This window comes from Komagataeibacter rhaeticus (genome assembly GCF_003207855.1).
Classification (GTDB): domain Bacteria; phylum Pseudomonadota; class Alphaproteobacteria; order Acetobacterales; family Acetobacteraceae; genus Komagataeibacter; species Komagataeibacter rhaeticus.
Map to the genome: position 1 here is coordinate 22,844 of NZ_NKTZ01000004.1, position 23,182 is coordinate 46,025.

The window sequence follows — 23,182 nt, forward strand, 5'->3', positions numbered from 1 at the left end:
GCACCGGGAAACTTCTGTTTTTTTCGTCAATACGTTGTTCTGTCAGGCGCCATTAGCGACGCGGCGTGGCCTGGGGCTGCATTTCGGGCTGTTCCACGGTCTGGCTGCCACCGCCTTCGCCCCCCATGGCCTGGATCAGCGCCTGGGTCTGGGCTTCATGCGCCTTGATCAGCCGGACATTGTCGGGGTTGAGCGGGGGCATGGAGCGGCTGTCCTGTGCCGGGTGCTGCATGATGGCGGTGGTCATGCCGAATGTGGTGATGCCCATCACGAACTCACGCGCCGACATGCCATATTTCTTCAGGATCGGCTGGAGCTGCGGCATGGCTTCCGTGCGCTTGATGGTGTCCTCCAGCGACATGTTGGGGGTTTCGGGCGGCGAGATGCGCGACTCGCGGATCTGCTCGATCACGGGCGTCATGCGCGTGAAGAAGTCCTTGGGCAGCCTGTATTGCGCCACTGTCTGCATGTCGCGCTGGATTGCGGCCTGCTGGGCGGCGCTGGGGGCCTGCTGCTGGGTGGCGGGCTGCTGGTCCTGTGCCCGCGCCGGGGTCAGGCCCGCGGGCAGGCAGGCCAGTGCCAGCGCGCAGGTGGAGGCGGCAAGCGCCGTGCGGAGGAAGGAAGCATTCATGGCTGGTGACTCCATTCGCCCTGTCGCATCAGGGGTTCGCGGGTGCCATCATGGTTTATGGCATCCACATCGATCTTGCCGGACCCGATCATCCAGTCAATATGGATGAAACTGCTGTTGGCACCCTGCCGGGCCAGATGCGCCTCGGTCAGGCTGTCGGTATCAAGCATGCACTTGGCATAGGACTGGCCCAGCGCGATGTGGCTGGCCGCGTTCTCGTCAAACAGGGTGTTGCGGAACAGGATGCCGCTTTCGGAAATGGGGGAGGAGGCGGGCACAAGCGCCACTTCACCCAGCCTGCGCGCGCCTTCATCGGTATCAAGGATGCGTTCCAGCACCGCCTGCCCGCTGCTGGCACGGGCTTCGACAATGCGGCCTTCCTCGAAGCGTACGGCAATGTCGTCAATCAGCGTGCCCTGATGGAACAGCGGCTTGGTCGCGCGCACCGTGCCGCTGACCTTGCGGGCATGGGGGGTGGTGAACACTTCCTCGGTGGGGATGTTGGGGTTGCAGACAATGCCGTTGCCCGCGGGCTCGGCCCCGCCCGCCCAGGCATGGCCATCGGCCAGCCCCACGGTCAGGTCCGTATCCGGCCCGGTAAAGTGCAGGGCGGCGAAACGGCGGTCATTGAGCCATGTCGCGCGCCTGTGCAGGCGGGCATTATGGGATTCCCATTCCGCCACCGGGTCATCCACCATCACGCGCGATGCCTGGAAGATCGCATCCCACAGGCGGCTGACGGCGTCATCTTCCGGTATGTCGGGAAAGACCTGCGCCGCCCATGCGGGGGTGGCAAAGGCCACGATGTTCCAGTTGATGGCAAAGCGCGTGATCAGTTCCATCGCCGGACGCCCCGCGCGGGAGGCCGCGCGCGCCACGCGGGAGACGCGCTCGGGGTCCTCATTGGCCAGCAGCACGGGGTTGCCGCCGGTAATCGCCATGCGGGCCGCCCCCTTGCGATAGGCGGTGGCCATGCCGTCCTGCAGCCAGTCGGCGGCGGTATCAAGCGTGTCGTCGGCGGCGTGGTGGAAGCGGGCCAGGGTTGCCGCGTCATCGGCATAGAAGGGCGTGACCAGCGAGGCACCGGCCCGGTAGGCATGTTCCGTAATCCGGCGTACCAGCGGCACGGCGTCCAGTGGTGCGGTGATGAGAAGCTGCTGGCCATGGGCGATGTTCACGCCAACGCGCACGGCCACTTCAGCCAAGCGGTCCAGAAGATGTTCATGCTGGGGGGAAAGAGCCATGCGTCATCATATCCTGTAAGAAGCGGGCCATGTGCCGCATGCCCGCGGGGTTGGTGCAGGATAGACGACACGCCCCCTTTAGGTAAGATGATAACCGAAACCCGGCGGGAGCATGCAGTCAATGAAACAGGTGCCCTCAGGTTCCCGTGCCCTGTGCGCGCTGGAAGCCGCGCGCGAGGCCCCGCAGCGCGTGCTGTGCGATGGCCGGGCGCTGGTGGTGTGGATGGTGGATGAGGATCGGCCAGGCGTGATCGATGACCGCTGCCCCCACGGCAATGCCCGGCTTTCCGCCGGTTACGTGCTGTATGGCCGGATTGTCTGCCCGCTGCATATGTGGACATTCGGCCCCGACGGGCGCGCGCAGGCCCCCGGCGGCCGGACCGAGGCGGCAGGCCCCGCCCCGCGCGCCTATGACTGCTGGATCAGCGGGGATCAGGTCTGGGCGCGGGTGTAGGCGCGGGACGGCTGTCCTCGCGCTTCAGCCATTCCTGTATCACCGCAAGGATACGGGCCTGCTGCGCCGCGTCCAGCTTCTGGCCTGCGGGCATGGCATGCCATTTGGCAATGCAGCCCCGGCAGCAGGTGCCCGTGGCATGCTGGGCAATGAAAACCGGGTGGCCGCGCCATGGTGTCTGCCGGCCATCCCTGTCCGGCTGGGCCGGGGCCAGCCGTGTCGCCACGAAATCGGCCGCATGCGCCATGACTTCCGGCAGGCCGCGCGCATCCAGATAGGCGCGCTCCTTCGCCCCCAGATGGAACCGGGCGCGGAACCGCGAATAGCCCAGCCGTTCCCACAGTTCCGCCGGCACGGCGGGTAGCGGCGGCAGGGCCGGGGCCACCCGTGCGGCGGGCTTCGGCGTGGTTGCAGCGGGCAGCTGCGGGGGCGCGAACAGATCCGCCTGCTGGTGGGGGGCAGGCTTCCTGCCCGCGCGCCTGGGGGGCATGGGGCTGCTGTCCGTTCAGCCCGGCTGGACCAGGATGTGGCGCTTGCGGCCCGAGGAGAGCTTGAGCGCGCCATCAATCAGGTCCGCCGTGGAGATGACCTGCGCCTCATCCCCGACGACCACGTCATTCACCCGCGCGCCCCCGCCACGGATCAGGCGGCGGGCTTCGCCATTGCTGGCGGCAAAACCGGCTTCGACAAACAGGCGGAAGGCGGGCACGCCTTCGGCCAGCAGGGCGGCGGGCACCTGCACGGTGGGCAGGGCGGCGGCGGTCACGGCGCCTTCCTCGAACGTGCGGCGGGCGGCGTCGGCGGCTTCCTGTGCCGCCGCGCGGCCATGGCACAGGGAAGTGGCCTCGGTGGCCAGCACCTTTTTCGCCTCGTTGATCTCGGCACCGCCAAGGGCGGCCAGCCGGTCACATTCCGCAAGCGGCAGTTCGGTGAACAGCCGGAGGAAGCGGCCCACATCCGCATCCTCCACATTGCGCCAGAACTGCCAGTAATCGAAAACCGGCAGCCGGGCGGCCGAAAGCCAGACCGCGCCCTGCGCCGTCTTGCCCATCTTGGCGCCGGAACTGGTGGTGAGCAGCGGCGTTGTCAGGCCAAAGACCTGCGCGCCGTTCATCCGGCGCACCAGGTCAATCCCCGATACGATGTTGCCCCACTGGTCCGATCCCCCCATCTGAAGGGTCACGCCATGACGGAGATTGAGTTCACGGAAATCGTAGGACTGGAGGATGGAGTAATTGAACTCCAGGAACGTCAGCCCCTGTTCACGTTCAAGCCGCGAGCGCACCGAGTCGAACGACAGCATGCGGTTGACGGAAAAATGGATGCCCACATCACGCAGCAGGTCGATGTAGGACAGCCGGTCCAGCCAGTCGGCATTGTTGGCCAGCAGCGGGTCCGACGGGCCAGTGCCCAGCGGCAGGAACTGCCGCAGGCAGCCTTCCACCCCGCGCAGGTTGGTGGCAATGGTCTCTGCCGTCATCAGCCTGCGGGCTTCCTCACGGAAGGAGGGGTCACCGATCCTTGCCGTGCCGCCGCCCATCAGGGCAACCGGGCGGTGGCCATGGCGGTGCATGAGCCGCAGCAGCATGATCTGGATCAGGCTGCCCACATGCAGGCTGTCCGCCGTGGGATCAAACCCGATATAGCCCCCGACCGGCCCGGCCTGCATGGCGGTGTCCAGCGCCTCCATGTCGGTGCACTGGAATATGAAGCCGCGTGCTTCGGCCTCCCGGAGGAATTCGCTCTTGGGCATGATCTGTTCCGCGCTATGATGGGCCTGGCTGGCCGGGTTTCCCCGGCGCGGACCAGCCTCTAGCATGTTCACGGCGCGGCAGGGAACCACCCGGCGGCGGGCGGACTGGTCAGTCGGCGGCCAGCGCCAGTGTCTTGCGGTTCATGACCGTGCTGACATGATCTTCCAGCGCCTCGGCCACCTGTTCGGCCTGATTGGCGAAGACGTGGTCGGCACCCTTGAAGATGCGGTAATCCACTCTCACGCCCTTCTGGGTGTTCAGCTTGTCCACCAGCTTGCGTACGGCGGGTTCGGGCACGAGTTCGTCGTTCTCCCCCGCAATCATCAGCCCGCCACACGGACACGGGGCCAGGAAGCCGAAATCATAATGGTTGGCGGGCGGGGCGACACTGATCCAGCCCGTGATTTCGGGCCGGCGCATGAGCAGCTGCATGCCCACGAACGCACCGAAGGAATAGCCCGCAATCCACAGCCCGCTGGCATTGGGGTTGATCATCTGCATCCAGTCAAGGGCGGCGGCGGCATCCGAAATCTCGCCAATGCCCCCGTCATAGCGCCCCTGCGAACGCCCGACGCCGCGCGAATTGTAGCGCATGACCGAAAAGCCCATCTTCTCGAACGCACGGTACATCGCGTAGGTGATGCGGTTGTTCATGGTCCCGCCATGCAGCGGGTGGGGATGGAGCACCAGGGCAAGCGGCGCGTTGGGCGCGCTTGAGTGGTGGTATCGACCTTCCAGGCGGCCATCAGGGCCGGCAAACATGACCTCAGGCATAGGTATCCCGCATTTGCATCTCCCCGTGCATTCCAGGCATTGCATCGGGAACGGTTACTGTAACAGCCTGCCTGACCGGCGATGCCCCGTCAGGTCGGCAGGCGGAGAAAACACTGTTTTTTCGGCACCGCCCCACCGGATGCACGAAGTGCTCCTGTATTCATCCGGTCAGGATGGCACGAAAGACAGAACTGATCCGGTCTGGCGTGCCAAGCCGAAAGTAAACCCATACCAACCCACCTGATAATGGGCATTCCACCTACCGGATAGCAGTGCATCTTCGGCAGGCGTGCCCTGCGTGGGGGGCAGATATGGGATGGGTGGACGGGTCGGCCCGCCATCGGGGGCTGGCGGTTTTCCTGCCAGGGCGGGTGCTGTCGTGCTGGTTCGCTCTCCTTGCCATGCCCGCAGGCGGGCCTGGCGACATTACGGCCACGGCATGGAAACGGTGCAGGCGTTCCCATAACACGTTGCAATAAATATTGTGTTGCGCTGCCTTATAGCGGTGTGGATTCACAAAATGCCAGATAAATCGTAATTCCCATCGCAAATTGACTTGGCGCAACCCATATGGCTGGACAGCATGAGTACTGCACGCGACCGTTTTACATATCTTGACGCGAACGCCTCCGAACCGATCCGGCCGCAGGCGCTGGCGGCCATGATGGATGCGGCCGAAGCGGTGGGTAATCCCGCATCCGTGCACCGTGCGGGGCGCGCCGCGCGGGCGCTGCTTGAAACCGCGCGGGAAGATCTGGCCACCATTTTTGGCGTGCAGGCCGAAAACTGCATTTTCACTTCCGGCGGGACGGAAGCCAATGTGCTGGCCATAACCGGGCAGGGGCAGGGCAGGCGCATCATGGTGGGGGCGACCGAGCATGATGCCGTGCGACAGGCGGCACCCGGCCAGGCCATTCCCGTAACGGCCGATGGCGTGGTCGACCGGGCGGCACTTGAACGCCTGCTGGCGGTGCCGGGCGCGGCCCCGGCACTGGTGTGTGTCATGCTGGCCAATAACGAGACCGGCGTGATCAGCCCCGTGCGCGAAATTGCCGATTTGTGCCACGCCCATGGCGCGCTGCTGCATGTTGATGCGGTGCAGGCGGCAGGGCGGATCGGCTTTGACATGGCGGGGCTGGGGGCCGACAGCATCGCGCTTTCGGGTCATAAATTCGGCGGGCCAAAGGGGGCGGGGGCATTGTTGCTGGCGGGGGAGCGGTTCCGCGCGCTCACGCCGCTGCTGGCGGGCGGTGGGCAGGAACAGGGGCGCCGTGGCGGCACGCCGGCCCTGCCCGCCATTGCCGGCATGGCCGCCGCCGCCCGTGCCGCGCTGGCGGGCCAGTCCGTGCAGGCCGCAAGGCTGGGCGTGCTGCGTGACCGGATCGAGCGCGCCGCCACCCCCCTCGGGGCCGTGGTGTGTGGTGCGACCGCCCCCCGGCTGGCCAATACGACCTGCCTGCTGCTGCCCGGGCGGCGCGCGCAGACCCAGCTGATCGCGCTTGACATGGCCGGATATGGCGTATCGGCCGGTTCGGCCTGTTCATCGGGCAAGGTCGCGCGCTCGCATGTGCTGGATGCCATGGGGCTGGGGGAAGGCGCGGGCTGCGCCATCCGCGTTTCCCTGCCGTGGTCGGTCACAGAGGCGGACGTGGACGGGTTCATCGCCGCCTATGCCGCCATGGTGGCCCGCCTGCCCGCCCGGCCCGGAGTCGTGGCATGAGCGGGACCGACCTGATCTATCTCGACTATCAGGCCACCACGCCCTGTGACCCGCGCGTGATGGCGGACATGCTGCCGTGGTTCACCCAAAGCTTCGCCAATCCGCACAGCCTTGACCACGCGGCCGGCCGCGCCGTGCATGAGGCGGTGGAGCACGCCCGCGCCGAAGTCGCCGCCCTGCTGGGGGCGGAAGCGCGTGAGATCGTGTTCACCTCGGGTGCGACCGAGGCCAACAACCTGGCCATCAAGGGCGCGGTCCGTCACCTGCTGGCGCGCGGCGATGCGCGCAGGCGGGTCATCACGCTGGCAACCGAGCATAAATGCGTGCTGGAATCGGTGCGGGACCTAGCCAGTGAGGGCTGCGAGCCGGTGATCCTGCCCGTCCGCCCCGATGGCACGCTGGACCCGGACGTGCTGGCCCGCGCGCTGGACGTGCCCACCCTGCTGGTCAGCATCATGGCCGCCAATAACGAGACGGGCGTGCTGCAGGACATCGCCGCCCTCGCGCCCCTTGTCCGCCGTGCGGGCGCGCTGCTGCACAGTGACCTGGCGCAGGCGGCGGGCAAGGTGGATGTGGACGTAAGGGCGTGGGATCTGGATCTGGCTTCCGTCTCCGCCCACAAGCTGTATGGACCCAAGGGGGTGGGCGCGCTGTTCGTGCGCCGCAGGCCCCGGGTGCGGCTGGCCCCGCTGTTCTCGGGGGGTGGGCAGGAGCGCGGGCTGCGTTCAGGCACGCTGCCTGCGCCCCTGATCATCGGCTTTGGCGCGGCGTGCCGCATTGCCCGGGCCGAAGGGGCGGCGGAACGCGCGCGCATTGCGGGCCTGCGTGACCGGATGCTCGCGGCATTGCGGGCGGGTTGCGGCGGTGTGCAGGTGCACGGGCGCATGGAGGGGCGGCTTGCGGGCAACCTCAACCTGCGCTTTGCGGGGGTGCGGGCGATGGACCTGCTGGCGGCGGTGCCGCAGTTGTGCCTGTCCACCGGGTCGGCCTGTTCCTCGGCCGATGTGGTGCCCTCCTACGTGCTGACGGCCATGGGGCTGGACGGTGCCGCAGCGGCGGAAGGCTTGCGTCTGGCCGTCGGACGCTATACGTCACCCGCCGATGTGGAGCGCGCGGCGGCGATCCTGTGCCAGGCCGTGGCACGGTGCCGCGCGCAAGGCAGTGTTTCGCCCCATGACGGGCAAACAGCACAGGCAGGATGAAAAGATGGCGCATATAACATTCATCGAGCGTGACGGCAGCCGCCGCGAAGTCGCGGCCCCGCTGGGCCTGTCCGTTCTGGAAATCGCTCATAAAAACGGGATCGACCTTGAAGGCGCGTGCGAAGGCTCGCTGGCCTGCGCCACCTGCCATGTGGTGGTGGACCCCGAATGGGCGCCCAGGCTCACGCCGCCGACCGAGGACGAGGAAGACATGCTCGACCTGGCCTTCGGGCTGGAAAAGACATCGCGCCTGGGCTGCCAGATCGTGATGACCGAGGCGCTGGACGGCCTGGTGGTGCGCCTGCCGCGCACGTCCTGACGGCAGTCGCCATGATACACCGCGCGTCGTGACGTGCGCGCAACATGATGTTTGACGTGCGATGCCCGGGGGCGGATAGTCCTGCGGGCATTGCCTGTCATCGGGAAGTGGAACCAAGCCATGCGCATTCTTGTGGCCATGTCCGGCGGGGTGGACAGTTCCGTCGTTGCCGCCCGTCTGGTGGACGAGGGGCACGAGGTGATCGGTGCGACCCTCCAGCTTTATGATTCACGCGAAAGCACGAAAAAGGGCGCGTGCTGCGCGGGTCGTGACATTCACGATGCCCGCCGCGTGGCCGACCGGCTGGGCATCCCACATTATGTGATCGATGCCGAGCGCCGTTTCCATGACAGCGTGATCGGCACCTTCGCCGATGCCTATGCGGCGGGTGAAACCCCCGTGCCCTGCGTGGCCTGCAATCAGGGCGTGAAGTTTACCGACCTTCTGGGCATGGCGCGCGAGCTGGGGGTGGATGCCATGGCCACCGGGCATTACGTGCGCCGCGTGGAAGGCCCCGATGGCCCCGAGATGCACCGCCCGGTCGATGCCGGGCGTGACCAGTCATGGTTCCTGTTCGCCACGACCCGTGACCAGCTTGATTTCCTGCGTTTCCCGCTGGGCGACATGCCCGACAAGGCCGCCGTGCGGGCGGAAGCCGAACGTTTTGGCCTGAGTGTTGCCGCCAAGCCCGACAGCCAGGACCTGTGCTTCGTGACCGATGGGTCCTATGCCGGGCTGGTGGAAAAACTGCGTCCCGATGTGACAGGGGCGGGTGAGATCGTGGACCAGTCCGGCCACGTGGTGGGCCAGCATGAAGGTGTGACCCGTTACACCGTGGGCCAGAGCAAGCGGCTGGGTAATGCCGCCATGCGCGATGGCGCGCGCCAGATGGTAGTGGGTATCCAGCCCGCCAGCAGGCGGGTCGTGATCGGCCCGCGCGCGCAGGCGGTCACGCGCACGCTCATGCTGCGCGACATGAACTGGCTTGTGTCCCCGCCGGGGCCGGATGGTCTGCGCTGCGCGGTCCAGATCCGCGCGCGGGAGGCCGCGCGCCCGGCCACCATATGGCAGGCCGGGAATGGGGGCGCGCGGGTGGAACTGGATGAAGGGGCCGTGCCCGCGCCGGGGCAGGCCTGTGTCCTGTACGATGGCAGCAGGGTGCTGGGCGGCGGTTTCATCCGCCGGCCCGACAGTGAAGAAAAGGGCGTGTCGGATGCGTGATGGCATGCTGGTGATCGGCACGCGGCGGTATTCCTCATGGTCACTGCGGGGCTGGCTTGCCGTCAGGCTGGCGGGGCTGGATGTACGGGAACAGCTGATCCCGCTGGCCGATAACGGGCAGACGGCGGCCATCGCGACCCTCTCGCCCAATGGCAAGGTGCCCTATCTGGAGCACAACGGCATTGCGGTATGGGAAAGCCTGGCTTTGTGCGAATACTGCGCCGAGCAGGCCCCCGGCCTGTGGCCCGCCGATGCACGCGCGCGTGCCTATGCCCGCAGCATCGCATCCGAGATGCATGCGGGCTTCCGTGCCCTGCGTCAGGCCATGCCCATGAATACCGGGCGCGACAACCGCCCGCTGGCAGGTGGCACCACACCCGATATCGATGCCGACATCACCCGCATCGACGCCATCTGGACCGAGGCGCGGCTGGATTTCGGCAAGGGGGGGGATTTCCTGTTCGGTGCGGAATTCGGCATGGCGGATGCCATGTTCGCGCCCATCGTCTCGCGCTTCCTGTCCTATGGGGTCAGCCCGTCCGCGCCCGCGCAGGCTTACATGGCCGCCGTGCGCGCCCATCCGCTGGTGGCGCAGTGGTACGCGCAGGCGGCGGACGAACCGGTAGCCTGGCAGCAGTCCCGCTTTGAGGATATCGCCTGAACCCGCCCGCGCCCATGCCATGGCGCGTGGCCGTGGTGCTGCCCGCGCGTGAGGGGTTCAGCCCCGGCGCGGTTGGCGCGATCGGCCTGCAGGTGGCGGCCCTTGCCGGGGCGCAGGATGTGATCGTGGGGCCGCCGCCTGCGGGGCCTTCCCTGCTGCCCGACCATGAATACTGCGCCATCCAGCCCGGCCTGTGGCCCCCGGGCAGCCGCAGCCTGCGTTATGCCGCGGCCGCCCTGCGTGCCGTGGCCAGCATCGGCCCCGCCGTGGTGGAGGTGCATAACCGCCCCGATACCGCCCACTACATTGCCCGCCGCAGGCCCGGCCAGCGCGTGCTGCTGGTGCTGCATAACGACCCGCAGGGCATGCGTGGGGCCGACACGCCCGCATTGCGGCGTGACCTGCTGCGGGTGATGGATGTGGCCTGTGTGTCGGGCTGGCTCAGGGCGCGGTTCCTGGATGGCCTGCCGGCCGCGTGCGCGCAACGGGTTGGCGTCTCGCCCAACGGGGTTGCGCTGCCCGAACGGGTAATGCCCATGGCGCAGCGTGACCCGTACGTGCTGTTTGCGGGCCGTGTGGTGGCGGATAAGGGGGCGGACCTGTTCGTGGCCGCCTGCGGGCTGCTGGCCCCGGCCCATCCGGGCTGGCGCTTTGGCATGATCGGGGCCGACCGATTCCGCCCCGATGTACAGCCCACGCCCTTTGTGACCGGCCTTTTGCCGCAGGCCCGCGCGGCAGGGGTGGACATGACAGGCTACCGCCCGCACGCGGATGTGCTGGCGGCCATGGGGCGGGCCGCCATTGTGGTCGTGCCCAGCCGCTGGCCCGAACCCTTTGGCATGACCGCGCTGGAGGCCATGGCGGCAGGCGCGGCCCTTGTGGCCGCCCCCCATGGCGGCCTGCCCGAAGTGGTGGGCGAAGGGGGGATGCTGTGCCCGCCAGAACCCGCATCCGGGCTTGCGCGGGTGGTGGGCGGGCTGATGGCGGACCCGGACGCCCGCGCGGCCCTTGCCGCGCGCGGGCGCCAGCAGGCCGCGCGTTTTGGCATGGCCCACGCCCGTGCCCGCCGCGCCGCATTGCGCATGGCATGCCTGCACCGCCACCCCGGCTGACATTTTTCTGCACCGTCGGGTATGGGACAGGCCGGCCCATGGCCCTATATCTGGTCGGAACACGGCTTACGCCAGCATCCTGCACAGTTGCCAGATAACACTGAAAGACCGGAGGCCCCATGTCCGATACCGCCCAGGCAGCGCCCGATGCCGCAGCCCAGAACGCCCTTGTGCCGGTTACGGTGCTGACGGGCTTTCTGGGTGCGGGCAAGACCACGCTGCTCAACCACATCCTGACCGCCCAGCATGGCCGCAAATACGCGGTGGTGGTGAACGAGTTCGGTGAACTTGGCGTGGACAACGACCTTGTGGTGGATGCCGACGAGGAAGTGTTCGAGATGAACAACGGCTGCATCTGCTGCACCGTGCGCGGCGACCTGATCCGCATCCTTGGCAACCTGATGAAGCGGCGCGCCAAATTCGATGGCATCATCGTCGAGACCACGGGCCTGGCCGATCCCGCCCCCGTGGCCCAGACCTTCTTCGTGGACGAGGACGTGCGCGGCAGGACCCGGCTCGATGCCGTTGTCACGGTGGTGGATGCCTACAACGTCATCCAGACGCTTGAGGAAAGCCCCGAGGCGGTCAACCAGATCGCCTTTGCCGATGTCATCATCCTCAACAAGACCGACCTTGTCGATGAAGCGGGCCTTGAGGCGATAGAAAAGCGCATCCGTTCCATCAATGCCGTCGCCCGCCTCCACCGCGCGCGGCGCGGGGATGTGAAGCTGTCCGATGTGCTGGACCAGGGCGGCTTTGACCTGCAGCGCGCGCTTGAACATGCGCCGCATTTCCTTGAGGACACCAGCCATTCGCATGAGGCGGACGTGACCTCCCTGTCCTATGAGGTGGAGGAACCGCTGGATGCTGCCAAGTTCCAGGCATGGATCGGTGCCGTGCTGCAGGAGCAGGGGGCCGATATCCTGCGCGCCAAGGGCATCCTGAACTATGCGGGCGAGGACCAGCGCTTTGCCTTCCAGGCCGTGCACATGATGGCCGATGGCGGCTTTATCGGCCCGTGGAAGGAAGGCGAGCCGCGTGTCTCGCGCCTTGTATTCATTGGCCGCAACCTCAACCGCCCGCAACTGCGCCGTGGTTTTGAAAGCTGCCGTGCGAAATGAGCGATACCGTGAATGATGCCATGGGCCCCACCCTGCTTGAACGCCGTGGGGCCATCCGCCAGCTTGAAGGCCATGTGACCGGCTGCGCCATTGCGCGTGACAGCCAGCAGGTTGCCTTTGTTACGGGGGAAGGGGACGTGGTGCTGGCCGACCGGGCGGACTGGGGCCGCGCGGATGCATGGAATGTCCAGACCGTGCATGACGGCGCGATCCTGGCCGTGGCCCCGGATGCCGCGCCGACCGGCTTCCTGACCGGCGGGGATGACAACACCCTGCGCCGGATGGCGGCTGATGGCAGCGTAAGCGACCTTGTGCGCGGCCGCCGCTGGATCGAGCACGTCACCACATGGTGCGACGACAAGGGCAAGGGTGGGGTGATCGCGTTTGCATCCGGCAGGCAGGTCGAACTGCGGGATGCGGGTGGCCACGGGACGCTCAAGGTGCTGGAGCACCCTTCCACCGTCAGCGGCATCGTGTTCGATGCCAAGGGCAAGCGCATCGCGGCCTCGCACTACAACGGCGCGTCGATGTGGTTCGTGCAGGCGAAGGTGGATACCGTGCGCCCGCTGGAATGGAAGGGCAGCCATATCGGCATTGCCATCCACCCGGGCGGCGAGGCGCTGGTCACGTCCATGCAGGAATCGGAACTGCATGGCTGGCGGCTGTCGGACGGGCACAACATGCGCATGAGCGGCTACCCGTCCAAGGTGCAGTCCATGGCGTTCACCCGCAATGGCAAATGGCTGGTGACCAGCGGGGCGGACACGATTGTCATGTGGCCGTTCTTCGGTGGCGGCCCGATGGGCAAGCCCCCGGCGGAGGCTGGCGGCATTCCCGGGGTGATGTGCACCCGCGTGGCCTGCCATCCGGTGCATGATATCGTGGCGGCGGGCTTTGCCGATGGCTCGGTGCTCATGGCCGATACCGGGGCGCAGCGCATCCTGCCGGTGTGCATGGGGGGCGGGGAGGCGGTTTCCGCACTGGCCTTCAGCCCCGATGGCTGCGCCCTTGCCTTCGGCACGGAAGACGGCCGTGCGAGCGTGGTGGACCTTTCGGCGCGCTGAAGGTGCCCCGCCACGCGGAAGGGGAAAACACGGTCATGCGGGTACTCCATGTCATGGCGGCACGCGGCAATGGCGGGGCGGAGCTTTACGCCACCGATGCCATGCTGGGCCTGCAGCAGGCCGGGCCTGCGCAATGCGCCGTGCTGCATCCTGCCGCCCCCCGGCTGGCGGAAATGCGCGCCGGGGGCGTGGCGGTGGATACCCTGCCGCTGCGCCTTCCCTTCCGGCCGCTGGCCCGCCACGCCATGCGCCAGCTGATCACGCGCATGCGGCCCGACCTGATCCATTGCTGGCTGCGCCGCGCGGCGGAACTGGTGCCCGCCCATACCGGCGTGCCGGTCATTGGCTGGTTTGGCAATTACAAGGACCTGCGCCCCTTCGCGCATTGTGACTGGTTTGTCGGCTGCACGCCGGACATGGCGCAGTCCATGCGCGAACGCGGCGCCCCGGCGGACCGGGTGGCCTATGTGCCCACCTTTTCCTCCGTCACACCGGCGCCGCCGGTGACGCGGCACGCCCTTGATACTCCGCCCGATGCCCGCGTGCTGCTGGTGCTCTCGCGCCTGCATCCGGCCAAGGGGCTGGAAACCCTGCTCGATGCCCTGCCGGACCTGCCGGACTGCCATGTCTGGCTGGCGGGCGAAGGGGAACTGCATGCGGCGCTTGCGGCGCGGGCGGCAAGGCTGGGGGTGGCGGGGCGGGTGCATTTCCTGGGCTGGCGCACGGATCGGGGGGCCTTGCTGGCGGCGGCCGACATCTGTGTCCTGCCCTCGCGCTACGAACCGTTTGGCACCGTCATCCTGGATGCCTGGTCGATGGATGTGCCGCTGGTGGCCTGTGCCGCCGCAGGCCCGCGCGCCCATGTGCGTGACGGGGAAAACGGCATGCTGGTGCCCATTGACGATGCACCGGCGCTGGCGGCCGCCCTGCGGCGGGTGCTGGATGACCCGGCGCTTGCCGCACGCATCGTGGCGGGCGGCAGGCGGGAGTATGATGCGGGTTTCACCCCGCAGGCGGTGACCCGCCAGTGGCTGGCGCTGTACGACCGCGTGCTGTCAGCGCGCGGCGGGGGCCGGTAGCGGCGGGGCAGGCGGCGGCGCGGCCGCAGGCGCGCGCGGTGCCGTGGCCATGCCATCCAGGAAGGCTTCGGCCAGTGCGGCATAAAGCGGCTGCGAGCAGATCATGCGCGAGACGCCATAGGCCAGGAACGACGTGGCCAGCAGCGCGAGTGTGACCTGCTGGTTATCGCACATTTCCATCACGATGACCGATGCGGTAAGCGGTGACTGCACCACGGCGGAGAAATAGGCCACCGTGCCCAGCAGCACCACCGCGCCGGGCGTGGTATGCGGCAGGAACTGCGCCACCCATCCCCCGAAACCCGCGCCAATGGCCAGCGAGGGCGCGAACAGCCCCCCCGGTATGCCCGAACAGTAGGAAATGATGGTGGCGATGAACTTCAGGATGAAGAAAGACGCGGGATAGTGCGTCCTGCCATCTATGATTTCATGCGCCTGTTCGTAGCCCGTGCCATAGGTGATGCCATCCGACGCAATGCCGATCACGGCCAGCAGCAGCCCGCAGGTGGCGGCGAACGCCACCGGCCTGCCGCGCGCGAACCGGCCCAGTCCCCCCGGCAGCCCACGGGTCGCGCGGATCAGGATGGCGGAGAACACCCCGCCGCCAATCCCGCCCAGAATGCCGCAGGTCGGCACCGCGATCCAGCTTATGCCAATGGGCACGACCACGTCGGTGTGGCCGAAATAACTGTAATTGCCCACCAGCGCGATGGCGGTCACACCCGACAGGATCACGCCGGTCAGCATGGTGCCGCTGGTGCGCTGCTCGAACGAGTGGCTCAGTTCCTCGATGGCAAAGACGATTCCGGCCAGCGGCGTGTTGAATGCCGCCGACACGCCGGATGCGCCCCCCGCCAGGATCAGCCCGCGCCGCATGCTGACGGTGGACAGGTTGAGCCACCGCCCGCAGGCATGCATGATGGCGGCGCCAATCTGCACGCTCGGCCCCTCACGCCCGATGGAGCCACCGGCCACCAGCCCCAGCGTGGTCAGCACGATCTTGCCCGTCGCTACCCGCAGCGAGAGCAGCCGGTCGATGATGGCGAAGTTTTCAAGGTGCAGGGTGGCGATGGTCTGCGGTATGCCGCTGCCCTGCGCGCCGCGGAACCATGTGCGGGTCAGCCATGTGGAAAGCGCCAGCCCCGCAGGGGTAAGGCCCAGCATGATCCATGGGCTTACGGCAATGATATGGCCGCGCACGGTGGCCGCGGCATCGGCCGCCATGGCAAAGCCCACGGCCACCACCCCCACCACCACGGCGGCCGCCCAGCAGGCAAGCTTGCGCCGCCACTGTTCGGTGGTGATGCGGGCGGAACGGCGCAGGTGGCGCATGTGCCGTCGGCGGATCTCGGTTAGGTCGGTTCGCATGACCGGCAGGGAACTTTCAGCAACAGCACTGACTGGTAAACCGGGGGGTAGCAGCCCGGTTGCGCGACAAGGGGGGTTTTTATCGCAGGCCAGCCGGGCATTTTCATAATGGCGGCCGGGTCGGCCGCAGGTTCAGGGCAGGACCAGCACGCCGGTATGCTTGGCCTTGCGTTCGGGTTCGACGTGGATGTTGATCAATGCGTCCCCCACGCCCGCGCGCAGCCCTTCCTCCACACGGTCACAGATGTGGTGGGCGTCCTCCACGCTCATCGTGCCGGGCACGACAAGATGGAATTCGATGAAGGTCATCGCCCCCACGATGCGCGCGCGGATGTCATGGGCTTCCATCGCGCCGGTGGCGGTGTGGGAGATGATGGAACGGATCTCGGCCAGGGTCTCGGAATTGGGGGCCTCATCCATAAGCCCCGCGATGGAGGTACGCATCATGTCCCACCCCGTGCGCAGCACGTTGAGCGAGATCATGGCCGCCAGCAGCGGGTCAAGCCACAGCCAGCCGGTCAGCGGGATCAGGATGAACCCGCAGATCAGCACGGCGGATGTCCATACATCGGACAGGACATGGTGCCCGCTTGCCACCAGGGCTGGCGAATGGTGCGCGCGCCCAAGGCGCAGCAGCACCAGCCCCCACCCCAGGTTGAGCACTCCCGCCCCGCCATTAAGGCTTATGCCCAGCAGCGAATCCTCGGGCGCGTGCATGTGGGCAAAGCCGATCCATGCTTCATGCGCGATGGTGATGGAGGTGATGACAACCAGCACCCCTTCGGCCACGGCGGACAGGTATTCGGCCTTGTAATGGCCATAGGTGTGGTTGTGGTCGGGCGGCAGGCTGGCCACCCGCAGCGCCCACAGTCCCGCCACGGCGGAAACCACGTTGATGATCGTCTCCACCGCGTCGGAATACAGCGCGATGGAATCCGTCACCCGCCACGCCGCGTATTTCATGCCCAGGGCCACAAGGCTTATGGCAACGCTGCACCATGCAGCCAGGATCTTGGTATCGGGTTCTGCTGACATGCCGGCCGGGCGGTCCTTGTTTTCAGATGGTGTGGGCACTGGCAAGGATGCAGCTGTCGGCATCGCTCAGGGTCTCGATCTGGAAAGTGGGATGCACGATGCCAAAGCGTGCGTCCAGTTCGCGCGCGGCCAGGTTCAGCAGCCCTTCGGCCGGGTGGCCGCTTTCACGCGCGTCACGCACCAGATGGACGGTCAGCGCCGTCTCGGTCGTGCTGATCGGCCAGATATGCAGGTCATGCAGGTCGCACACGCCGGGCAGCGTGCGCAGGAAGGCGGCCACCTGTGCCGGGTCGATGCCGCGCGGCACGCGGTCCAGCGCCATGTCCAGCGAATCCCGCAGAAGCGACCATGTGGCCAGGATGATGGACAGCGAGACGACAAGACAGATGACAGGGTCGATTCGCAGCCATCCCGTCAGCAGGATCACGCCACCGCCCGCCACCACCGCCAGTGACATCACCGCGTCCGACGCCATGTGCAGGAACGCGCCATGCAGGTTGAGGTCCTTCCTGCCCCCGCTGGCGAACAGCAGCGCGGTTGCGCCATTCACCACGATCCCGATGCCCGCCACCACCATGACCGCCACCCCGGCCACCGGGTGCGGGTGGATCAGGCGCAGCACGGCTTCCCACATGATGCCCCCCGTCACCACCAGCAGGGCGATGGCGTTGCCAAGGGCGGCCAGGATGGAGGACCGGCGCAGCCCGTAGGTGAAATTGGTGGTGGGCGCGCGGCGTGAGAGCGCTTCGGCCAGCCATGCCGCCCCCAGCGCCAGCACGTCGGACAGGTTATGCCCCGCATCCGCCAGCAGCGAGAGCGCATGGCTGCGCACGCCCCATGCCGCTTCCCCGATGACATAGACAAGGTTGAGGGCAATGCCGATGGCGAATGCCCGCCCGTAGGACGCAGGCGTGTGCACATGGTGGTGGCCGAACAGCCCGCCATGGCCGTGGTCATGCCCGCAGTCATGGCCCGCATGGTTGTGGCTGTCCCCCTCATGCCCGTCATGGTCGTGCCCCGTATGGCCATGGGCCGCGTGGCCGTCATGCGCGTGGTTGTGCGCGGCCATGTGGGCATGGCCGTCAGGGCCATGATCGTGTTGGCATTCGCCCATGGGGCTGTGTCCGTCTGCAGGGAAGACAAGGGTCGCGTGCCTTCCTAGCAGAAGGTCAGGCCCTGTCACCACCACTTAGCACGTTTTGCGCGGGGCGGGGGCGTGATAAGTCACCTCCACCCGCCTCCTGCCAGCAAGGACACGCCCCATGATCCGACTGACCGAACTGCGCCTGCCCCTTGGCCATGCGGAGGACGCGCTGCGTGGCGCCGTGGCCGGACGGCTGGGCGTGGCGGTGGAGGACGTGGGGCAGATCACCATATTCCGCCGGGGGCACGATGCCCGCAGGCGGGGGCGGATCGTGCTGGTCTATACCGTTGACTGTACCGTGCGGGACGAGGCCACTGTCCTGGCCGCCCATGGCGGCGCGCGGGATATCATGCCGGCCCCCGATACCGCCTACCGCTTCGTCATCGATGATGGCGCGCGGATCGCCGCCCGGCCCGGTTTTACGCGGCCGGTGGTGATCGGGGCCGGGCCGTGCGGGCTGATGGCAGCCCTGGTGCTGGCGCAGATGGGCCTGCGCCCGCTGGTGCTGGAACGCGGCAAGGTGGTGCGTGAGCGCACGGTCGATACCTTTGCCCTGTGGCGCAGATCCATCCTGACACCGGAAAGCAACGTGCAGTTTGGGGAAGGGGGGGCGGGTACCTTCTCGGATGGCAAGCTGTACAGCCAGGTCAGTGACCCGCGCCATTACGGGCGCAAGGTGCTGGCCGAATTCGTGCGTGCCGGCGCGCCGGAGGAAATCGAATACCTCTCCCGCCCGCATATCGGCACGTTCCGGCTGGTCTCGATGGTGGAGCATATCCGGGCCGAGATCGAATCCCTTGGTGGCGAATACCGCTTTGGCGCGCATGTGCGTGACTTCGTGATGCGCGATGACGGGGCGGGCGGCCAGCGCATCGCCGCCCTGCTGCTGGCGGACGGGGCGGAAATCGTGACCGGCCATGTGGTGCTGGCCATAGGCCACAGCGCGCGGGATACGTTTGAGTCGCTGCATGCGGCGGGGGTGGCCATGGTGGCCAAGCCGTTCTCGATCGGGGTGCGGATCGAGCATCCGCAATCCGTCATCAATACCGCGCGCTACAGCCAGCCCGAGCCGATTCCCCTGCTGGGGGCGGCTGATTACAAGCTGGTGCACCATGCTGGCAATGGCCGCGCGGTCTATTCCTTCTGCATGTGCCCCGGCGGCACGGTGGTGGCCGCCACGTCCGAGCCGGGGCAGGTGGTGACCAACGGCATGAGCCAGTATTCCCGTGCCGAGCGCAATGCCAATGCGGGCATCGTGGTGGGCGTGACACCGGAACAGGATTACCCCGGCGGCCCGCTGGCGGGCATTGCCTTCCAGCGCGAGTGGGAACGCAAGGCGTATGAAGCCGGTGGCGGCGCCTATTTCGCCCCGGCCCAGATGGTGGGGGATTTCCTTGATGGCAGGCCGTCCACCGCACTGGGGGATGTCGTGCCGTCCTATCGCCCCGGTGTTACCCCCACCGACCTTGCGCGCTGCCTGCCCGGTTTTGCCATCGATGCCATACGCGAGGCCCTGCCCCATTTTGATCGCAAACTGGCCGGTTTTTCCATGCGCGATGCGGTCATGACCGGGGTGGAGACGCGTACCTCCTCGCCGCTGCGCATTCCGCGCGGGGCGGATGGGCAGGGCATCAACGTGCGCGGCCTGTTCCCGGCGGGTGAGGGGGCGGGTTATGCCGGTGGCATCCTGTCCGCCGGGATTGACGGCATCCGCATTGCCGAGGCCGTGGCCCTGTCGCTTGCGGGCCGCAAGGTGGAACAGGCGCTCCAGCGCGGCATGACGCACGCGACGGAAGCGCAGTAATAAAAACGGATAAAAGTTTTTGGTGAAGCTTTTTTCAAAAAGCTTCGAAGAACACCGCCTTCTTGAAAAAAGGCGGCACCCGGAAACTTCTGTATTTTAAATCGTCTGGTTTCTTACAGGAACGAGACCGGGTCGATATCCACATCAATCCGCGCCCCGCGCTCGGGTTTCACGCGTGAGAGCCATTCGCGCATGATCGGCTGCACCGCAATGTTGCGCCGCGCGCGCAGCAGCAGGCGGAAGCGGTGCCGCCCGCGCAGGATGGCAAGCGGCGCGGGTGCGGGACCAAGTACCTGCACGCCATCCAGCCGGGGCGCGTTCTGGCCCAGCGCGCGGGCGGTCAGGTCGGCCGCATCCGGTGCCTCCGCACTGACAATCACGGCGGCCAGCCGGCCATAAGGGGGCCAGAAGCCGGGGCGGCGCTGTTCGGCCTCCTGCTGCATGAAACTGGCAAAGTCGCCCGATACCAGCGCCTGCATGACCGGGTGGTCGGGCACGTAGCTCTGCAACAGCACGCGCCCCGGCGCCTCCGCCCGCCCCGCGCGGCCCGCCACCTGGTGGAGCAGCTGCACCGTGCGCTCGGATGCCCGCAGGTCGCCACCCCCCAGCCCAAGGTCCGCATCCACGATGCCCACCAGTGTCAGATGCGGGAAATGCCAGCCCTTGGCCACGATCTGGGTGCCGATCACAAGGTCGATCTCACGCCGGGCTATGCGCTCCACGGCAGCGGCGGTGGCGGCGGGACCATTCAGGGTGTCACTGGCCATGACCAGTATCCGCGCATCGGGGAAGGTGGCGCGCGCTTCCTCGGTTATGCGTTCCACGCCGGGGCCGATGGGGGTCAGGCTGTCGGCATCGGCGCATTTGGGGCAGGTCTGGGGAATGGGTTCGTCATACCCGCAATGGTGGCAGGTCAGGATATGGCGCGCGCGGTGTTCCACCAGCCACGCGGTGCAGTTGGGGCATTGCATGCGGTGGCCGCAGGTGCGGCACAGCGTAAGCGGCGCATAGCCCCGGCGGTTGAGGAACAGCATGGCCTGTTCGCCGCGCCCGATCGCGTCATTGATCGCGCCGGTCAGCATGGGGGAGAGGAACAGCCCGCGCTCGGGCGGGTCGGCGCGCATGTCCAGCGTTTCCACATCCGGCATGCTGGCGTTGCCATGACGGGCGTTCAGCTTCAGGTGCCGGTATCGGCCCGCGCCCACATTGGCCAGGCTTTCAAGGCTGGGGGTGGCCGAAACCAGCACGATGGGCGCCTGGCTCATGCGCGCGCGCACCACCGCCATGTCGCGGGCATGATAGGTTACGCCATCTTCCTGCTTGAAGGCGGTTTCGTGTTCCTCATCCACAATGATCAGGCCAAGCTGGTCAAACGGCAGGAACAGCGCCGAGCGCGCGCCCACTACCACGCGCGCCGTACCATCGGCCACCGCCCGCCACGTCACCCTGCGCAGGCGGGCGCCCAGATCGGAATGCCACAGGGCCGGTTCCGCGCCAAAACGGCGGGCGAAGCGGCCCGTCCACTGGGCGGAAAGGGCGATTTCAGGCAGCAGCACCAGCGCCTGTCGCCCTGCCGCCACACAGGCGGCAATCGCCTCCATGTAGATTTCGGTCTTGCCCGACCCGGTTACCCCTTCGAGCAGGGTGATGGAAAAACCGTTTTCGTCCACCCGTGCGCGCAGCTGGGCTGCGACCTCGGCCTGCTCGCCCTCCAGTTGCGGGGGGCAGTGGGCGGGATCGGGCAGGGCGAAGGGGGGAGGGGGCAGGATCTCCACCGCCGTCAGTGCCCCGGCCTGCGCAAGCCCGCGAATCACGGCGGCCCCGACCCCGGCACGGCGCGCCAGTTCCGCCGTGGGCAGGGCGGTGGTGGCCAGTTCCAGCACCTTCTGGCGCGCAGGGGTCAGGCGCAGCCCGGACGGCACGGTGGGGGCGGCGATCCAGCCCGTGGCCGGTCTGGGCAGCGGTGCGAGTGCATTGGCCCGCAGCGCCATGGCCAGCACCATGCCCGGCGGCGAGAGGGTATAGGCCGCCACCCAGTCCACAAACTGGCGCAACTGGGCGGGCAGGGGCGGCAGGTCAAGCCGTGCGGCCACGGGTTTGAGGCGGCTGGTGGGCACGTCCTTTTGTGGGGGCGGCGTGAATTCCGGCGGCAGGCGGGATGTGGCGTCCCATATCACCCCCGTTTCCGTGCGGCGGCCCAGCGGCACGGTAACAATATCCCCCGGCATCGCCCCCGCCAGCCGGGGCGGCAGCATATAGTCCAGCGGCCCGGCAAAGGGCAGGGTCAGCATGACCCGCACGCGCGCGCTTCCGGCAGGGGGGGGCAGCAGGTCCGTCTGTATGGGATTGCGGTCGGGCATGCGTTTTTCTACCGTCATGCATCGCCCGTGTCTTGTCCATTGGTCATGTGTGGCGCGCACATGGCCCCGGCAGTCCGTGACAGGGGCATGAAAACGGGGATCGGGCAGGCAATGGCAGACATGACGGCAACCGGCGCGCGGGACGCCTTTCTGCACTGGATGGAAACCGAACGCCGGGCATCCCCCCTTACGCTTGCGGCCTATCGGGGTGACCTGGACCGTTTCCTTGCCTTTCTGGTCGGGCACCTGGGGGCCGGGCCGGATCTTGCGGCACTGGCCGGCCTGTCGCTGGCCGACCTGCGGGCATGGCTTGCGCATGAACATGCCGCCGCCCTGAGCGGCCGCCGCGCCACCACGCAGGACCGCGCGGCCCGCACGCGCGCGCGCCGGGTTTCGGCCCTGCGGTCTTTCTACCGCTACCTTGCCCGCTACCATGGGGTGGACAATCCGGCCCCCGGCCTGCTGGCAACCCCGCGCACGCGCCGCCCGCTGCCGCGCCCGCTGCCAACCGCGCAGGCGCTGGAGGTGCCCGAAGGTGTTGCCGACATTGCCCATACCCCGCTTGCCCGCGTGCGCGATGGCGCGCTGTTCATGCTGCTGTACGGCTGCGGGCTGCGTATTTCGGAGGCGCTGGGACTGGACGTGCGCGATCTTGACCGGGCGCAGGCGCTGGGGGAAGGCACAAAGGGCGATGGCGTGCTGCGCATACAGGGCAAGGGCGGGCGTGAGCGCATGGTGCCGGTGCTGCCGCAGGTCATGGCGGCGCTCCGGCGCTGGCGCGGTGTCCATCCGCTGCCGCAGGCGGATGCGCCGCTGTTCGTGGGCGTGCGCGGCGGGCGGCTGCAGGCGGGCATTGCCCAGCGCGCCATGCGCACCTGGCGGCACATGGCGGGCCTGCCGGAGCATGCAACCCCGCACGCCCTGCGGCATTCATTCGCCACCCACCTGATGGAAGGGGGGGCTGACCTGCGGGTGATACAGGACCTGCTGGGCCATGCCAGCCTGTCCACCACCCAGCGCTATACCCTTGCCGATGAGGCGCGGCTCATGGATGTCTGGACACGCGCCCATCCCCATGCCACCGATACCCCGCCCGATACAGTACGTTGAACAGG

At 67.6% G+C, this 23,182-nt stretch carries 21 protein-coding genes; 12 read left to right on the plus strand and 9 right to left on the minus strand.

Annotation, left to right across the window (positions count from 1 at the left end; genetic code table 11):
- Positions 1-52 precede the first annotated feature (52 nt).
- Complete coding sequence (locus tag CFR78_RS05805; RefSeq protein WP_034928878.1) at positions 53-631, minus strand: hypothetical protein; 579 nt, start codon at positions 629-631, stop codon at positions 53-55.
- Entirely contained in the window at positions 628-1,875 is a 1,248-nt protein-coding gene (locus CFR78_RS05810; RefSeq protein ID WP_034928879.1) for an aminopeptidase, read from the minus strand. The genes CFR78_RS05805 and CFR78_RS05810 overlap by 4 nt, the downstream gene beginning before the upstream one ends.
- Before the next feature lie 121 nt (positions 1,876-1,996).
- On the opposite strand from CFR78_RS05810, the gene CFR78_RS05815 reads away from it, so the two are divergent.
- Positions 1,997-2,329 carry a Rieske (2Fe-2S) protein gene (locus tag CFR78_RS05815; RefSeq protein WP_034928881.1) on the plus strand — a complete coding sequence of 111 codons (333 nt, stop codon included), beginning with the start codon at positions 1,997-1,999 and terminating at the stop codon, positions 2,327-2,329.
- Here CFR78_RS05815 and CFR78_RS05820 read toward each other — a convergent pair.
- The 3 genes from CFR78_RS05820 to CFR78_RS05830 all read right to left on the minus strand — a co-directional run bounded on the left by CFR78_RS05820 (position 2,298) and on the right by CFR78_RS05830 (position 4,857).
- A complete protein-coding gene (locus tag CFR78_RS05820; RefSeq protein WP_181417498.1) occupies positions 2,298-2,819 on the minus strand; it encodes a DUF4186 domain-containing protein in 522 nt (173 codons plus the stop codon). The two genes, CFR78_RS05815 and CFR78_RS05820, sit on opposite strands and share 32 nt — an antisense overlap.
- A 15-nt stretch (positions 2,820-2,834) precedes the next feature.
- Positions 2,835-4,082, minus strand: a complete 1,248-nt coding sequence (gene tyrS / locus CFR78_RS05825; RefSeq protein WP_034929281.1) for a tyrosine--tRNA ligase — start codon at positions 4,080-4,082, stop codon at positions 2,835-2,837.
- Between the two features lie 109 nt (positions 4,083-4,191).
- Entirely contained in the window at positions 4,192-4,857 is a 666-nt protein-coding gene (locus CFR78_RS05830; protein WP_034928882.1) for an alpha/beta hydrolase, read from the minus strand.
- 583 nt (positions 4,858-5,440) lie between these two features.
- Here CFR78_RS05830 and CFR78_RS05835 point away from each other — a divergent pair.
- The 9 genes from CFR78_RS05835 to CFR78_RS05875 all read left to right on the plus strand — a co-directional run bounded on the left by CFR78_RS05835 (position 5,441) and on the right by CFR78_RS05875 (position 14,356).
- Entirely contained in the window at positions 5,441-6,577 is a 1,137-nt protein-coding gene (locus CFR78_RS05835) for a cysteine desulfurase family protein (RefSeq protein ID WP_034929283.1), read from the plus strand.
- The gene (locus CFR78_RS05840; protein WP_034928883.1) at positions 6,574-7,779 is read left to right on the plus strand and encodes a cysteine desulfurase family protein; all 1,206 of its coding nucleotides are present in this window, start codon (positions 6,574-6,576) and stop codon (positions 7,777-7,779) included. The genes CFR78_RS05835 and CFR78_RS05840 overlap by 4 nt, the downstream gene beginning before the upstream one ends.
- Before the next feature lie 4 nt (positions 7,780-7,783).
- Positions 7,784-8,098: a ferredoxin family 2Fe-2S iron-sulfur cluster binding protein gene (locus CFR78_RS05845; protein WP_034928884.1), complete on the plus strand. Its 315-nt coding sequence runs from the start codon at positions 7,784-7,786 to the stop codon at positions 8,096-8,098.
- A 120-nt stretch (positions 8,099-8,218) separates the two neighbouring features.
- Positions 8,219-9,319, plus strand: a complete 1,101-nt coding sequence (mnmA, locus tag CFR78_RS05850; RefSeq protein WP_034928886.1) for a tRNA 2-thiouridine(34) synthase MnmA — start codon at positions 8,219-8,221, stop codon at positions 9,317-9,319.
- Positions 9,312-9,980 (plus strand): glutathione S-transferase family protein, encoded by a 669-nt coding sequence (locus tag CFR78_RS05855; RefSeq protein ID WP_007398943.1) that lies wholly within the window; start codon positions 9,312-9,314, stop codon positions 9,978-9,980. The genes mnmA and CFR78_RS05855 overlap by 8 nt, the downstream gene beginning before the upstream one ends.
- 14 nt (positions 9,981-9,994) lie before the next feature.
- The gene (locus CFR78_RS05860) at positions 9,995-11,092 is read left to right on the plus strand and encodes a glycosyltransferase family 4 protein (protein ID WP_034928890.1); all 1,098 of its coding nucleotides are present in this window, start codon (positions 9,995-9,997) and stop codon (positions 11,090-11,092) included.
- Between the two features lie 119 nt (positions 11,093-11,211).
- A complete protein-coding gene (locus CFR78_RS05865) occupies positions 11,212-12,213 on the plus strand; it encodes a CobW family GTP-binding protein (protein WP_034928894.1) in 1,002 nt (333 codons plus the stop codon).
- A complete protein-coding gene (locus CFR78_RS05870) occupies positions 12,210-13,277 on the plus strand; it encodes a WD40 repeat domain-containing protein (protein WP_034928896.1) in 1,068 nt (355 codons plus the stop codon). Before CFR78_RS05865 ends, CFR78_RS05870 begins: the two co-directional genes overlap by 4 nt.
- Before the next feature lie 35 nt (positions 13,278-13,312).
- Positions 13,313-14,356 (plus strand): glycosyltransferase, encoded by a 1,044-nt coding sequence (locus CFR78_RS05875; RefSeq protein ID WP_034929286.1) that lies wholly within the window; start codon positions 13,313-13,315, stop codon positions 14,354-14,356.
- On the opposite strand, the gene CFR78_RS05880 is transcribed toward CFR78_RS05875, so the two are convergent.
- From CFR78_RS05880 to CFR78_RS05890, 3 genes are all read right to left on the minus strand, one after another.
- Positions 14,333-15,688, minus strand: a complete 1,356-nt coding sequence (locus tag CFR78_RS05880) for a chloride channel protein (protein ID WP_034928899.1) — start codon at positions 15,686-15,688, stop codon at positions 14,333-14,335. The two genes, CFR78_RS05875 and CFR78_RS05880, sit on opposite strands and share 24 nt — an antisense overlap.
- Before the next feature lie 168 nt (positions 15,689-15,856).
- Positions 15,857-16,759: a cation diffusion facilitator family transporter gene (locus CFR78_RS05885; protein ID WP_007398948.1), complete on the minus strand. Its 903-nt coding sequence runs from the start codon at positions 16,757-16,759 to the stop codon at positions 15,857-15,859.
- A gap of 22 nt (positions 16,760-16,781) precedes the next feature.
- A complete protein-coding gene (locus CFR78_RS05890) occupies positions 16,782-17,873 on the minus strand; it encodes a cation diffusion facilitator family transporter (protein ID WP_034928902.1) in 1,092 nt (363 codons plus the stop codon).
- 148 nt (positions 17,874-18,021) lie between these two features.
- Between CFR78_RS05890 and CFR78_RS05895 the strand changes: the two genes are divergently transcribed.
- Positions 18,022-19,707, plus strand: a complete 1,686-nt coding sequence (locus CFR78_RS05895; RefSeq protein WP_034928905.1) for an NAD(P)/FAD-dependent oxidoreductase — start codon at positions 18,022-18,024, stop codon at positions 19,705-19,707.
- Between the two features lie 113 nt (positions 19,708-19,820).
- Here CFR78_RS05895 and CFR78_RS05900 read toward each other — a convergent pair whose 3' ends face one another.
- On the minus strand, positions 19,821-22,067 hold the full coding sequence (locus tag CFR78_RS05900) for a primosomal protein N' (RefSeq protein WP_034929289.1): 2,247 nt from the start codon (positions 22,065-22,067) through the stop codon (positions 19,821-19,823).
- Between the two features lie 120 nt (positions 22,068-22,187).
- Between CFR78_RS05900 and CFR78_RS05905 the strand changes: the two genes are divergently transcribed.
- Positions 22,188-23,177, plus strand: coding sequence for a tyrosine recombinase XerC (locus CFR78_RS05905; RefSeq protein WP_034929293.1), 990 nt, complete (start codon positions 22,188-22,190; stop codon positions 23,175-23,177).
- Positions 23,178-23,182 lie beyond the last annotated feature (5 nt).

Bases quoted from the DNA above. Each gene is read 5' to 3' on its own strand.
- CFR78_RS05805 (WP_034928878.1), bottom strand. From the start codon at position 631: ATGAATGCTTCCTTCCTCCGCACGGCGCTTGCCGCCTCCACCTGCGCG.
- CFR78_RS05810 (WP_034928879.1), bottom strand. From the start codon at position 1,875: ATGGCTCTTTCCCCCCAGCATGAACATCTTCTGGACCGCTTGGCTGAA.
- CFR78_RS05815 (WP_034928881.1), top strand. From the start codon at position 1,997: ATGAAACAGGTGCCCTCAGGTTCCCGTGCCCTGTGCGCGCTGGAAGCC.
- CFR78_RS05820 (WP_181417498.1), bottom strand. From the start codon at position 2,819: ATGCCCCCCAGGCGCGCGGGCAGGAAGCCTGCCCCCCACCAGCAGGCG.
- tyrS (WP_034929281.1), bottom strand. From the start codon at position 4,082: ATGCCCAAGAGCGAATTCCTCCGGGAGGCCGAAGCACGCGGCTTCATA.
- CFR78_RS05830 (WP_034928882.1), bottom strand. From the start codon at position 4,857: ATGCCTGAGGTCATGTTTGCCGGCCCTGATGGCCGCCTGGAAGGTCGA.
- CFR78_RS05835 (WP_034929283.1), top strand. From the start codon at position 5,441: ATGAGTACTGCACGCGACCGTTTTACATATCTTGACGCGAACGCCTCC.
- CFR78_RS05840 (WP_034928883.1), top strand. From the start codon at position 6,574: ATGAGCGGGACCGACCTGATCTATCTCGACTATCAGGCCACCACGCCC.
- CFR78_RS05845 (WP_034928884.1), top strand. From the start codon at position 7,784: ATGGCGCATATAACATTCATCGAGCGTGACGGCAGCCGCCGCGAAGTC.
- mnmA (WP_034928886.1), top strand. From the start codon at position 8,219: ATGCGCATTCTTGTGGCCATGTCCGGCGGGGTGGACAGTTCCGTCGTT.
- CFR78_RS05855 (WP_007398943.1), top strand. From the start codon at position 9,312: ATGCGTGATGGCATGCTGGTGATCGGCACGCGGCGGTATTCCTCATGG.
- CFR78_RS05860 (WP_034928890.1), top strand. From the start codon at position 9,995: ATGCCATGGCGCGTGGCCGTGGTGCTGCCCGCGCGTGAGGGGTTCAGC.
- CFR78_RS05865 (WP_034928894.1), top strand. From the start codon at position 11,212: ATGTCCGATACCGCCCAGGCAGCGCCCGATGCCGCAGCCCAGAACGCC.
- CFR78_RS05870 (WP_034928896.1), top strand. From the start codon at position 12,210: ATGAGCGATACCGTGAATGATGCCATGGGCCCCACCCTGCTTGAACGC.
- CFR78_RS05875 (WP_034929286.1), top strand. From the start codon at position 13,313: ATGCGGGTACTCCATGTCATGGCGGCACGCGGCAATGGCGGGGCGGAG.
- CFR78_RS05880 (WP_034928899.1), bottom strand. From the start codon at position 15,688: ATGCGCCACCTGCGCCGTTCCGCCCGCATCACCACCGAACAGTGGCGG.
- CFR78_RS05885 (WP_007398948.1), bottom strand. From the start codon at position 16,759: ATGTCAGCAGAACCCGATACCAAGATCCTGGCTGCATGGTGCAGCGTT.
- CFR78_RS05890 (WP_034928902.1), bottom strand. From the start codon at position 17,873: ATGGGCGAATGCCAACACGATCATGGCCCTGACGGCCATGCCCACATG.
- CFR78_RS05895 (WP_034928905.1), top strand. From the start codon at position 18,022: ATGATCCGACTGACCGAACTGCGCCTGCCCCTTGGCCATGCGGAGGAC.
- CFR78_RS05900 (WP_034929289.1), bottom strand. From the start codon at position 22,067: ATGCCCGACCGCAATCCCATACAGACGGACCTGCTGCCCCCCCCTGCC.
- CFR78_RS05905 (WP_034929293.1), top strand. From the start codon at position 22,188: ATGACGGCAACCGGCGCGCGGGACGCCTTTCTGCACTGGATGGAAACC.